Source organism: Psychrobacter sp. AOP7-B1-25 (assembly GCF_052376195.1).
Classification (GTDB): domain Bacteria; phylum Pseudomonadota; class Gammaproteobacteria; order Pseudomonadales; family Moraxellaceae; genus Psychrobacter.
Map to the genome: position 1 here is coordinate 1 of NZ_JBQSVK010000028.1, position 13,480 is coordinate 13,480.

Here is a 13,480-nt window from a genome sequence, read left to right on the forward strand (position 1 = left end):
TCACTGGTGTAGTGAGCGCCGAACTCGCGGCGTTTGTCATCGCTATTATCGGTGCTATCTATATCAAGGACGCTTTGGAACATTGAACCGAAAATAGCAGGGCTGATCTCGCTCCAATCAAGGCCATTACAGTCAACAACGAGGTTATACAGGTTTTCATCAAAGTAAGGAATGCTGATGGTATCAGCGAACAGATCGCCGTTAATGTAGGCAAAATCAGCGTAGTGCTGTGGCAGACGGCTTGATCGGTTTTCAGTGTTTAGTGTATTAAATAGGGTGCTAAATACTTCGTTGAGGTTGCTACCATCAGGGTTTGCGTGGTTTTTAAGTAAGCCATGCAAAAGGTTGTTTTGCCCAAAGATGCCAGTATCATCAGCGAAGAAACAGAATATCAGACGCGTTAAGAATAGTGCCAGCTCGTCAGCATCCACACCGTCATTGATAAAAGCTTGATGCAGTTTGGCCACCATTTCGGTTGCCTGACGGTTAATCGGGTTTTCCTCGATGATCTCCGTCATTTCAGTGCTAGGCACTAAAAAGCCTAGCCATTCAGCGTTTTTAGGTAAGTCAGTTAAAGCGCATTTATACTCTTTGATGTTTAAAGGGTTATCAAGATCAAAGATCCACAGCTCATCAAAGTTGCAAAGCACGATGTAGCGCGGCTTGTCAGCATTGCTTAGGCGTTCATAGTATTTGCTAACTTGGTTATAGGCTTTGTTTAAATCAACGCCGCGACTTTTTTGCTCAATCATCACAAGCTTTGGAATAAAGGCATCCACGTACTTTTGTGACTTGTCTTTTTTGAGACGATGCTCAAACGCTTTTAGCTGGGTCTGACCTGCTACGCCGTAAGCATTGAATACTTGCGTCCAAAAGTTCTGACTTTGCCCCCTCTCATAGCCCTCAGCATCTTTGTAATCGTGGATAACTAATTGCAGCTGCTCGCGGATGTGCTGATAGTCTGAACTCATGGATCGCCTTGTTGTATGGATTATTAGGAGTGCGCCTAATGATACGCAATATTTTGGTTTTTTGAAGACTTAATAATCCAAATACTCTCGAACAGGGCGCTTTTTAAACTGTGAAGCGTCTTTTTTCAAGCGATTAATCATCTCAAACTCCCACGCTTGTTCGCTCTGACCAGCTGGACTCGTTGAGCTAACCATGTGATTGTAGTCTGCGATAAACTGCGGATTTCGGGCAATGCGCCCAAGCTGCTTATCGCTTAGCCCATCGATGGTGAACATATCTGCTGTGTCACTATCTCGACTTGATTCTAAAGCCTTCTTAGGCTTAGCTTTCGCTTTGAATTTAAAGGTAAACCCTACAATCCTGCGCCCCTCTTTGTGCTGCTCATAACTGGCTGTAATGTCAGTATGATCATTAATTTGTTTGATACCAAGGTCAAGTACACGCTTTTTGAAGTCTGACATTGCGGTATATTGGTCAGGTTCTACACCTAATTTTGCACGCAAATCATCAAGCGCCATTTTGTTTGTCTTGCCCACTGTCCGCCATTGGATCATAAGCTCATATAACCGGATCGCATACTCGCTTTGTAGCGCGCTTACCTGCTTTAGGTCATATTCTGTATAGCATCTTTCAAGGCGTGTAATAAGGGGTATGATATCACTTGAGAAGGTCAGCTCTACACATCCTAATTCATCAGCATAAGCAATCTTTTCTACCCACCGGCTTTTATAAGTGATTGGTTTGCCGCTTGTTTCATCTGCCTTGATATAAGTAAACCCTGCTTCGTATAGACCATTGACTGCCCGCTTCATCGCTTCATACGCGGTATGTTTTGCGACACTAAATTGCTGCTCATAGCTCTTTGCATATATGCGTAGCGGTTTGCCTACATTGATAAACTTGTTTTGTTCACGTACCTCAATGATCGCTAGAAATATAAGACGCTGCTCTGCGACACCTAGTCGATAGCTTGCTCCTATTAGATCATTATCTTTCGAGACTATATTCTTACCTGACACGACTATCTGCCTTATCAAATCTATTTAAAGACAGAGTAACATAATTGTCCCTTAATTATCGTAAAACGTCCTTTAATGGGTCGTAAAACGTCCTTTAATGGGTCGTAAAACGTCCTTTAATGGGTCGTAAAACGTCCTTTTATTGACTTTGAAACCCTTTAATAACGTGGCTTACAGCGGACGTAAAAGCTTTTAAAAGCTTTAAAAACATTAAAAACCTTTTTTTATTTTTTATTTAATAAAATCTACTTCAAGAAAAATTCGTTCACATCATAATTTTTACCTGCACTCTCATCAAAATCACGCTGGTCATTATTGTCTAAATAAGGTTCAGGCACAGAGTTATCTGTACGACGCGATCTAACCCTACTTTCATACTTCTCTTTTTTTGACATAACCTCAGTATCACCGTTATTAGCTACAAGCTGCCCACTTTGAAAATACTTATCATCTTTGTGCTTACGATAACTCTTACTAACCCCTTGTTCAGTGATGTTGATATCAAACTCTTGTTTTAATAACTTAGCAATGTCGTCAAAAGTGTAGTTAACATACCAATCCTCTCGCTTTTGGATAATGAAGCGGATAGCATTTTTCGTCAGCTTACTTTTTGCCATAATATTCCCTGCATGGTTGATTGATCATCATTGGTAGCTCCTATAGTACCTTTGAACACCAATGAAACCAAATGAATGTATTTGAAACTATTTGAACGTATTGCAGCTTCTTGAAACGAATTTTTGAACGCTAATGAATCTATTTGAACGCATATGAAACCAAATGAACGTATCAGTTTTAAAATCATGTTAATGAGGCTAGTAAGTTGAACCTAAATAGAAAAATGGAGGTGGTAGAGGATATTTTTAGGATTGCAGGATAGGCTACCGCCGTCAAAAATGGGGTATTTTTGGATAGGGTTTAGTTGGTCGCAGTTCATAAGACGACTTTTTCTTAGTGACAGTGAGAACGCTATTACTGACCAAATGGAACACAAGTGATCAGTATCGTTATCTGTAGCATCAAGAATTAATCAAAAGTTCCTAAGCAGCAGCTTAGGAATATTCCTTCAAGTCAGAAAAATTATGATCACGGCTAGGCTTCCAATTTTTATAGAGCAGCTGACAAGATCAGCAAAATAAAATCTGACGTTTCACCCGATCTAATTTGATCTCTCAAATTCTCATTTCACCAAAAAACTACCGCCTAGAACATCCAAGCAGCCCAAAAAAAACCACAAAATCCGCAGCAAAATAATTTTGATGAACGCATTTGGCAAGTTAAGCAAAACTTGCCAAAAGGACTGTCGTGCCGACGGCAGAATATAAGTACACACACTACGCAACTGGTTGCAAACGCGCAAAGCCATACAGCGTAAGGGTTTACGTGTATGACAAACGAAGGGCACGTAGTACCACAAATTATGTTTTTTTTCTTATAAAAGCCTTTATAATAAAGGCTTAACTTGTACCACAAACGGATTTTAGAACTGATGCAAAATCGCAAAAAACTCAATATTAGAATTGATGCTGATTTACACGACTTTTTATGCAAAAATGCGCCAAATACGCTCACCAGCTATGTAGAATCTTTGATCACTCAAGGCGTTATTACAGAGGTTAGTGATCTTTATGACAGAGCAGAAAATAGCTATCAAACGGCAGTACTGGCGGCTAGAAATGAGGCGTTAAAAGCCAAAGACGCTGAGATTAAAGCCTTAAAAATTCAGATAGGAAATGCAAATTCTCAGCTTGATACCCAAATAGATCTTATGTCGAATATCTGCCTTTCTGAAGGCGTACCACGCGAGACAATAGAGAAATATGCTGAAGATATGAACGAAGAAGATAATATGACCAGCAAGCTAAAATTCGTTAATCGTTTGGCAGTAGAGCTTGCCAAGGCAAGAGGTTATGAGAGTAAGACCATTAAAAGTTGGAGTCGCAAAAATTAAAAAAATAATAGAGGAAATGCTTAGAAATGCTTAATAGAATAAAGATTTTGAGCATAGCTGTATTTATCATAATAGCGACAGCGTGTGTGAGTACGTTTAATAACACCTATGAAAAAACACCTATAAATACCAATCTTTTAGAAAAAAAAGCTTTAGAAGAAGATAGGATAAATATCCAGACTGTAACTGAAAAATCTGATTTTAATGAATTAATAATGTCAATTTTGACAAGCTTATTAGTTTTAGTTGGTATTGCTCAAGTAATGATGCTTATAAGCCAGAAAAGACAGAACCAGTTAGCTTTGCTTCAAGAGTACAGATCCAGATGGAATGAGTATAGAAGGTATTGGGCTATTGTAGTGTTTGTGGGTAGAGGTGAAGATGAATATTATCAAGTTGCAAGTAAAAGTTTGCAATCAGAGCTAAGTAAATTAGTTAGAAAAAACTTGGATACTTCGCCTTCAGTTTGGGCGCTAGAATCCATTAGTTATATATGCAACACCCTAAGTGATGTGTGCTTGAGAATACTACAAGGGCAATTAAATATAAAGGACGTGTACCCTTTGTTTGGTAGTGAGTTACTTCGTCATAGTCGTCCTTTTAGGGTCTTACTAGATGTATATTATGATTGTGAGTCATATGACACGCTGCGAGACGAAACTGGACGATATAGAAAGTTATCAAGGCATGAGGAAGTACGTAGAGAACTGCAAGATTGGCTTATCTATCATGACGGTATTCGAAGACGTTGTTTGATTTTGATTGATTTGCTATGGGCAGAAGCAACAAGGTTAGAAGACTTATCACCTTCAGATATTGAACATGCAGCTTATGCGAAAGAGGAAAGTGGTAAAGTATCTCGTGTACGTTTGACTAAAGAGATTAGAAAAACAAGTTACCTTTTCCCCACTTATAGAGCTTTTAAACTTACTACTCATCTAAAAAATTCTGAGTTCAAGACGTATAAATGGCAAATAGTGGGTATTGATAGAGAAAAAATTAAGAAACGCGAAGCAGAGTGGGTGAATATGCTACTTCGAAAAAAAGATATGGACTGCTAACGACTGTTTAACCCTATTCCTTGTATCTGCTGATACAAGGTATTTTGATGCCTTAGATTGTGTAGAAGAGCTATGAGAGCTGAAAGGAGACAATATGAACAAAGTTAGCTATCGCATAGAGGAGTTGCCACGTCTAACAGCCAAGCAGCAAGCCGACTTAGAGCATTGATTGCAGCTGATAAGTGTCGTTAGCTGTTTGACGTTGAGATAACGAGCGCGTAAACTCAAACCCTAGAAATGATTAACCCCCAGTGCTACCAACACTAGGGGTTGATTGAATTTTAATCCGTGTCAGCAGATATAAAACCCAAAAATCGTACCTATATTTTATATCAGCAGGCACACTAATACAAGTGTGCGTTATGTTACTGCTACCTGAGTTATACCCAACCCTGCCCTACAAGCCTTATTGCACTGATGATTTAGGCACTCTTAGTATCCAGCCAAAACAGATCGCTGTTAAAAAGCGCTACATCCAGCACAATCCGCCCTGCATGACCCACTTTATCGGTTTAGATATTGATCATCCACATGGCGCAATGCGCTGGGCTGAAGAATACCTGCCGCCGCCGCGCTGGACGACCCAAAACCCTGTGAATGGTCACGCGCACATCGTCTATGAGCTAGAAAAACCTGTTTGCACCAGTGAAAACGGCAGTATCAAAGCCCTAAAATACCTAGCCGCCATACAAGCAGGACTGATCAGAGCCACTCGCGCTGATTCAGGATACAGCAACTTCATCACCAAAAATCCCTTACACCCTTATTGGCGTACCGAGGTATGGACGGATGAAAAATATAAGCTGGACTATTTAGCTGAATTTATCGAGCTACGCGCTTTGAACACCACCGAGAAGCAAAGCGGCCTTGGTCGCAACTGCACCTTATTTGATACCGTGCGTCATTGGGCGTATAAGGCCGTCAGAGAGCATCGAGGCAAGCAGTGGGAGTTATGGTATAACTCAGTGCTTAAACATGCCCTGAGCGTCAATATGGCGTTTCCTGAGCCATTACCTTACTCAGAGATCAAAGCCACTGCCAAAAGCATTGCCAAATATTGCTGGAAACGTGATGGCTACCACTATCATGAGTTTATACACCGTCAGGCGATTAAAGGCAGTAAAGGCGGCAAAGTGTCTAAGCGCAAACCTGATCCAACTTCAGAGCAATCATTAAAGCCTTGGGAAGAACTGGGTATTTCTAGACGAACATACTATGACGATAAGAAAAGATTCAAATGATAATTATTCTTAAAAGCTGCACCAGATAAGCCTAAATCAGATAACAGCGCTTTTTGTGGGTGGTGTATGTGCTCCTAGGGTAAAAAAAGAAAACCCTGCACAAAGGCAGGGTTTTCGCAATCGTCTAGGGGGGAGGTGTTAACCTACGATACCCCTAGCTCACAATTCAATTATAAGGCTTTATCAGTATGAATTCAATGCTTAACGCTGATGTGATCAGGAGTACCTTGTCACAGCCAAGATTATCTACTTATGAAAAATATACGGTTACTCTAGATGAGGCTCTAGAACTGTATCAATGGAATGCCAACATATCAGGTGCATTTTTTCCTTGTTTACATATTTGCGAGGTGACTATCAGAAATGCCGTTTCAGAGGTATTGTTTAAGCAACATGGTAACCAGTGGCCTTGGGAGACTGGTTTCATAAATACCCTACCCAATCCTAGACATGGCTACAACCCTAGAAACAACGTGCAGAAAGCACGAGATAAAGTGTCCGATGTGAACAAAGTCATTCCTGAGCTAAATTTTGTGTTTTGGCAAAAGATGTTCACAAGTCGTCATGATGATCAGCTGTGGTTACCTTATCTTAGGGATACTTTTCCCTATGCGCCTAGTTATAGCGACGTTGCGGCGTTGAGAAGTGAGATCTATAACGATTTGGAAAAGATCAGACGGCTCAGAAATCGTATTGCCCACCATGAGCCGATTTTTAGAAGGGATCTTAATAAGGATTATGAGGTGATCATAAAATTAATTGGATATCGCTGCTGTGATACTGCTCAGTGGTTATGCTCACACCAAAACGTAGTCTCATTATTAAACGATAAACCTAGATAGTTACACTGGCTCTAGAAGCTACTGTCACCTTCTTTAAGCTCTTTTGACACACTAGCGATCAGATGACGGGAGCAATCAGTAGTCTTTTGAATGTCACTATAGCTGAGACCAGAATTTAAGAGACTAGCAATTACCTTGCGCTTTTTAACATCTTTACCGCGCCCCTTATATTTGCCTTCAGCCTTAGCTTTAGCGATACCTTGCATTTGACGGTGGCGGCGGTCTTCATAGTCTTTACGGGCAATGGCAGCGAGCATATCAAGCATCATCGAATTGATAGCTTGTAAGATACTGCTCATAAATTCGCTGCTTTTGTCTGATTGGAACGCCATAAACGAGGTGGGTAGCTCTTTTGAGACGATAGCCAGTGTTTTATCTGATAACATTTGCTTTAAGGTATCCCAATCAGCCTGATTAAGCCGTGCAAGACGGTCTATTTGCTCAACTAGGATAATATCGCCCTCAGATGCTTCATCAATGAGTGTCATCAGCTGTGGGCGCGTGAGCGTCGCTCCTGATTCATTCTCAACGTAGAAGGCTGCAATCTTGTGGCCATGCTCTTTAGCAAAGGCGGTAAGCTCAGCTTTGGCGCGGCTTGCGTCCTGCTGTTTGGTTGAGGCGCGAAGGTAGGCTCGGATCAGCACAATAGATCTCACAGACTGTTATAAGTGGTTTCATTATAGCAGTCTGTTTTATGTGGTGCTAATGGTGCTTATTCGGTCGGTTTTGGTAGTTCTGTTGGGGTATGCCCAAAACATATATGCTTAATACTATTAAAAAAATAGAACCCACTTAATCAGATCAGTAACGATTCTAATTAAGCGAATTTAGTGCCTATCATGGGTGCAATGATTTGCCAAAGTGATTGTTTGATATCTTAGCGAATCAAAATGACTGGCGACAGCGTCTTAGCAATGATCTTTGTCGTAGTACTGCCAACAAATAGCTGTTGGAATTTAGAATGGCCATAAGCACCAATGACAATAATATCGACCGCATTTTGCTGCTGAAAAGCCAATAATCCATCAACAGCATCAGAGGCAGTTAAATGATGCGCTTCTACTGTAAAGCCTGAAGTTGTTAATTTCTCGGTAGCCATTACTAAACTGTGTTTGGAGGTCGCATCATCATTACCTATCATGACGATATGCCCTTGCAGACCTTTTAACAGTGGACTTTTCGCAATCATATCAACGGCTTTAATGGCTGTTTTACTGCCATCAAATGCTATCATATAAGAATTGGGCGTTTTAAACTTCTCTGAGCAAATCAACACTGGCACGCTGGAAGCGCGCGCCACAGTTTCGATTTGACTACCGATATTAATACGGCTGTCTTTGTGATCTTCGCCGCGTCGTCCCATAACGATGACACGGTTTTTGCTATTGAAGTGTTCAATCGCTGGCAGCAGCTTGCCGTGACGTTGATAAATTTTCACGTCCATACTATCGAAGCGACTTTGAATATGGCTTTTTGCATCATTGACCAACGCATCGCTATAGCTATTAGCGACTTTTGCTCTTTGCTCATCGAGTTGCGTGAGTTCTTCTAATAGAAACTGACGACTATTAATGCCTATTGCTCCTGATAAATCACGTCTGCTTGAAGCAGGAACATCACTCACATGTAATAAGCCTACTGGTAAATTTAATCGGCTGCCGTACCATGCTGCATAATCACAAACCGATTCCGTCACGGCTGAACCATCGATACACGCTAAAATATGCTGTTCTGTGTTCATTATTTGTCCTTAAATTTTAATTTAGAGTGTCCACTTCACCAAAACTAATAGGCTTGATGGACACTATCGTTAGTAGACGTTATTAATGAGCACCTAAGCTTTGATCAGCGTCAGGTTTGTCATGAACGCCGAACTTCTCTATCATCGCTTGGCTTGCTTCATTCAGACCTATTAGCTCAACTTCAGTCCCTTCTCGGCGAAACTTAATAATGACTTTATCAATGGCAGCGACTGCCGTCACATCCCAAAAATGCGCTCGCGATACGTCAATAATCACTTTAGAGACAGATTCTTTGATATCAAATGACTCAATCAAACGCTCTGACGATGAAAAGAATACTTGACCATTAACGAAGTAATAACGCGTTCGTTCTGCCTCATCTAATTGCGTATGTACGCTCATATAGCGCTCAATTTTATTGGCAAAGAATAGGGCTGATAACAGCACACCAATTAATACGCCATACGCTAAGTTATGAGTTGCAACCACCACAGCAACGGTAGTAATCATAACAATATTACTTTGTAGCGGCTTGGTTTTTAGCTCTTTAAAAGAACCCCAGTTAAAAGTACCAATCGACACCATGATCATGACAGCAACCAGTGCTGCCATCGGGATAATTTTTAACCAATCACTTAAGAATACAACCATCAATAATAAAAACACCCCTGCAACCAAGGTGGATAGACGTGTGTAGCCGCCTGATTTTACATTGATAATAGATTGTCCAATCATCGCGCAGCCTGCCATACCACCAAAAAAACCACTGACGACGTTGGCAATACCTTGACCTTTACACTCTTGGGTACGATCACCTTTGGTATCGGTTAAATCATCCACAATGGTCATGGTCATCATAGACTCAAGCAAACCGACAATTGCAAGACTTATCGCATACGGCAAAATAATCAACAAGGTATCTAGATTCAAAGGAATATCAGGCAGTAAAAATATCGGCAAAGTATCCGGCAGCTGACCCATATCGTTGATGGTACGTGCTTCTGCGCCTAATAAAATGGCTACTGCCGTTACCAACACAATACTGACCAGCGGTGACGGAATTACTTTGCCGATTTTAGGAATGTACGGATAACCATAGATAATGATTAAGCCCAGCGCCACCAGACCATAGACGTGAACTAGGTTTGAGCCATCTTGCGGCATCAGCTCAGGAATCTGTGACATAAAAATCAAAATCGCCAAAGCATTAATAAAGCCAAGGACGACAGATTGAGAGACATACTTCATCAAATTACCCAGCTTCAAAAAGCCAAAGATAATCTGTATCACCCCTGTCAAAACACTGGCGGCTAACAAGTACTGCAAGCCATGCTCTCTCACCAATGTCACCATAAGTAATGCCATCGCGCCGGTTGCGGCTGAAATCATCGCCGGACGTCCGCCAACGAAAGCAATCACTACGGCAATACAAAATGAGGCGTACAATCCAACTTGGGGATCAACACCGGCAATGATCGAAAAAGCAATGGCTTCAGGGATAAGGGCTAGAGCGACAACCATACCAGCTAGGACATCGCCTCTAACATTGGATAACCAATGTTCTTTAATAGTAGTTAACATGTTTAACTCAGTTTTTATGAACTGCTTTAGTCTGTCAATAATCGCGATATCTAAGATAAGAGGTATCTAAAATAAAAGGTCTGACACACTCTCAGCTAGGCATAATGCCTACCAATCAAGGAATGTGAAAATGTGAAACATCATATTTAGCGAGTTATTGTCATAAATTGCTTTTAATAGCTTGCTTATAATGACTCGATAGATAAATCGATTATAGATACAAACATTAAAGCAGTGCGTGTGCACAGGAAAAAGCGTAAAACGCTCTATGACAGAAATTGCTATAGGGAGCAATTATTTACTTAGGAGGGGGTCAAACAGTTAAGGCGGAATATTCATCTTTGTAGTAAACGACTTATTTAGATTAAAGGAGTAATATTTCTCGTGATTCTAACATACATAGCACCAGTCAATAAAAATATCTGGCTATTATTCCCATAACAGTACTTATAGAAATCAAAAATAAGCTAATTCACTCTCGAAAAACTCACTGGATGTACACAACGAAGTACACCGATGTTGCTTCAATAACTCAAACTATTGCTATCATTAGCATACAGTCCAAGATTCAAGTCCTCACTAGGGAACTGAACCAGTGAAAGTACCTAATTGCTTGCTTATAGGTATACTTACTTAGAAAAACGGTATTACCTCTATAGATAATTTAATGATTTCTATGATCAAAAACAAAATATCTACAACTAAGGAGAGTGTGTCTAGATTTTTCATGAGGGTTTCCCTTTTATACATTGAAGGTGGTTGGTATTGTCTTTCAATAACTTACGACTGATATTTTATTGAACATCAGAAAATCGGACTAAATGAGGCGGTTCAGGTGCTAATTATCTAAAAATAACAATAGATACTCGATGTCAATCACGGTGTATTGCACGTAATACACCGCAAATAGTTGATCTCCCAGTTATAACTCTCATTTTACTGACATTGATTGCTTAATCTTACGGGACAGAGTTCCGTTATCGTTATTAAAGTCCTTTACTGTAAGCTCAACAAGTACGTTTGGCGTGTATTGGGCAAATCCACGCTATCCGTTGATGTATCGAATTAGAGCCATTATTTCCGATCCGCCTAATACTATTATGAATGACCTTTTTACTAGGCTTTGAGGGGTGTTCCGCGCCTCTCTCTCATACGTAAATCACTAAATTTCAGGCACAAAAAAACCTTTAGTTATCTCTAACTAAAGGTCAGTGGCGCTTAATAAGATTTTTAGATCGTGGCTCTAAGCCTCAGCTATCTGCTTTAGCAAGAACTCAACGCGACTCGCATCATCCCCTTTGCCTTTATAGCCATACGCCTTATCCACTGTCTTATCCAGCGCAGCATGGGCTTTAGTTAGCTCAGGATAAGGATCAATCATATATGTATTGTATAGCTTGGCTAAAGTAGGTGCGTCTTCACTACCGTCTTGATAGAGCTTACGAGCGTCTAAGACCGCTTGTGCGGCTTTGGCAATGTCATCACGCGCTTTGGTCGCCTTGCTGCTGTCATCTTCTGCCATAAAGGGGTAGGGGAAGTTGTTATAGACGATGCTATTTGAATAGCGATAACGGCTTTCTAGGCGACCAGCTGTTAAGCGCATAAAGGCATTGTGCATACTGCTAGAGAGCGTTCCAAAGTGGTATAAACTTGCATGAGGTAAGCTAAAAACAAGGTTGCTGCATACCGTTGTATGATCAAAAAAGCCTATAGGTACGTATTTTCTATTTTCTGATGATACGCTAGGGATTAAAAGATAGCTCCCTGAAGATGGTTGGCGTATTTCGCTGAATAGATGAGGCGTAGCTGCCAGCTTTTGCGTGGCTTTTTTAGTGCTATCACTTCGCATTGCCTTGATGTTTTCTAACCGCTGTACGACGTTTGGCATCTGTGCCAAATCCTTATTTAACTCTATTGGATCGACACCATCGAACCACAAACACCAGCGTTTAACATCGTTTAAAAATTCTTGTGAACCTATAAAGGGGCGCAAATACTTTTCGGTTAGCGGCTCTTTTTCTAATAGCTCTAAGTATTCCTCATTAGATAGTAGCAAGTTCCCACCATCTGTAGGCTGGCTACCTTTCGCCATTATATTTTCATTAGATACTTGTTTGTTTTTTCGATCAAAAAAAACGATAGGCGAACCTATCAAATATCCGTTTATTAACTTTGCTTTATTTGGTATAGGGTCGGCGGCTATATCGTCATAACTGAAAATGGTTTTTTCTTGACGCTCGTGTGTCGAGTAGCCAACGATGACGCAATGAACCGCTGCTACACCTTTGCCCTCATTCGTCCATCTAAAGGTATGGTGAGCAAAGTTAATATACCCACCGCAGTTTTCAAGCAAATACTGCCATAACACCGCTACATGTTCACCTTGAACGATGGAATTGGTCGATACAAACGCCGTTTCGACATGATGCCTCTGCTTTGTGACCAACTGCATATAGTGCATGGCTTTGATATACCATCCAGCCACGTAATCTAAAGTTTTAGACTTCTTAATATCACCTGCCACATGCGCCATATCCGCTTTTTGCTCTTTACTTTGATAGGTATAACCAATAAACGGCGGATTACCCATCACAAAATCGCATTCATTTGCCGCTAGAACGCTCTCCCAATCAATTTGTAGGGCATTACCCTCAGTGATGTGTGGACTGTACACAATGGGCGTTGTGGGGCGCGTTGTGCCAAACAGGTCAGCAGTGGCTTGGTTTAACTGGTGATCGGTGATCCACATGGCCACCCTTGCGATATGCGCGGCGTGTGGCTCAATCTCGATGCCATAGAACTGATCCACGGTGACTTGGCACATACTGCTAATATCGAGTAAGCCCCTTTCATCACCATAAATCTGTGCAATCAACTGGTTTTCTAGTAAGCGTAGCTCTCGATAGGCGATGATAAGGAAGTTACCGCAGCCGCAAGCTGGGTCAAAAAACTTGAGCGTGGGCAGTTTGTTGTAAAGCCTGATTGCGCGTGGCTTGTCTTTGGCGCACTTGGCGAACTCGTCACGCAAGTCTTGCAGAAATAAGGAATTGATGACCTTTAAGATATTTTTC

Annotated in this window: 11 protein-coding genes; 4 read left to right on the top strand and 7 right to left on the bottom strand. The window is 41.0% G+C overall.

Annotated elements, in window-relative coordinates:
- From ACT3QR_RS13485 to ACT3QR_RS13495, 3 genes are all read right to left on the bottom strand, one after another.
- A partial coding sequence (locus tag ACT3QR_RS13485) for a type IIL restriction-modification enzyme MmeI (protein WP_444521840.1) occupies window positions 1-971 on the bottom strand: 971 nt, incomplete at its 3' end.
- Window positions 972-1,040: 69 nt separating this feature from the next.
- On the bottom strand, window positions 1,041-1,991 hold the full coding sequence (gene repM, locus ACT3QR_RS13490; protein ID WP_192524296.1) for a replication initiation protein RepM: 951 nt from the start codon (window positions 1,989-1,991) through the stop codon (window positions 1,041-1,043).
- A gap of 245 nt (window positions 1,992-2,236) precedes the next feature.
- A complete protein-coding gene (locus ACT3QR_RS13495) occupies window positions 2,237-2,608 on the bottom strand; it encodes a hypothetical protein (RefSeq protein WP_444521841.1) in 372 nt (123 codons plus the stop codon).
- A gap of 872 nt (window positions 2,609-3,480) precedes the next feature.
- On the opposite strand from ACT3QR_RS13495, the gene ACT3QR_RS13500 reads away from it, so the two are divergent.
- The 4 genes from ACT3QR_RS13500 (at window position 3,481) to ACT3QR_RS13515 (ending at window position 7,086) form a co-directional block, all read left to right on the top strand.
- Complete coding sequence (locus ACT3QR_RS13500; protein ID WP_444521842.1) at window positions 3,481-3,942, top strand: hypothetical protein; 462 nt, start codon at window positions 3,481-3,483, stop codon at window positions 3,940-3,942.
- Between the two features lie 86 nt (window positions 3,943-4,028).
- Entirely contained in the window at window positions 4,029-5,003 is a 975-nt protein-coding gene (locus tag ACT3QR_RS13505) for a hypothetical protein (protein ID WP_439276160.1), read from the top strand.
- Between the two features lie 362 nt (window positions 5,004-5,365).
- The gene (locus ACT3QR_RS13510; protein ID WP_439276161.1) at window positions 5,366-6,244 is read left to right on the top strand and encodes a replication initiation protein; all 879 of its coding nucleotides are present in this window, start codon (window positions 5,366-5,368) and stop codon (window positions 6,242-6,244) included.
- Window positions 6,245-6,432: 188 nt separating this feature from the next.
- Window positions 6,433-7,086, top strand: a complete 654-nt coding sequence (locus ACT3QR_RS13515; protein ID WP_444521843.1) for a hypothetical protein — start codon at window positions 6,433-6,435, stop codon at window positions 7,084-7,086.
- A gap of 11 nt (window positions 7,087-7,097) precedes the next feature.
- Here the strand turns inward: ACT3QR_RS13515 and ACT3QR_RS13520 are convergent, their stop codons facing one another.
- From ACT3QR_RS13520 to ACT3QR_RS13535, 4 genes are all read right to left on the bottom strand, one after another.
- Complete coding sequence (locus ACT3QR_RS13520) at window positions 7,098-7,730, bottom strand: recombinase family protein (protein ID WP_439276162.1); 633 nt, start codon at window positions 7,728-7,730, stop codon at window positions 7,098-7,100.
- A gap of 233 nt (window positions 7,731-7,963) precedes the next feature.
- Window positions 7,964-8,827 carry a universal stress protein gene (locus ACT3QR_RS13525; protein WP_444521844.1) on the bottom strand — a complete coding sequence of 288 codons (864 nt, stop codon included), beginning with the start codon at window positions 8,825-8,827 and terminating at the stop codon, window positions 7,964-7,966.
- A gap of 82 nt (window positions 8,828-8,909) precedes the next feature.
- Complete coding sequence (locus tag ACT3QR_RS13530) at window positions 8,910-10,409, bottom strand: SulP family inorganic anion transporter (RefSeq protein WP_415679871.1); 1,500 nt, start codon at window positions 10,407-10,409, stop codon at window positions 8,910-8,912.
- 1,243 nt (window positions 10,410-11,652) lie between these two features.
- Window positions 11,653-13,480 (bottom strand): DNA methyltransferase (locus ACT3QR_RS13535; RefSeq protein ID WP_444521845.1); only part of this gene is annotated, 1,828 nt, incomplete at its 5' end.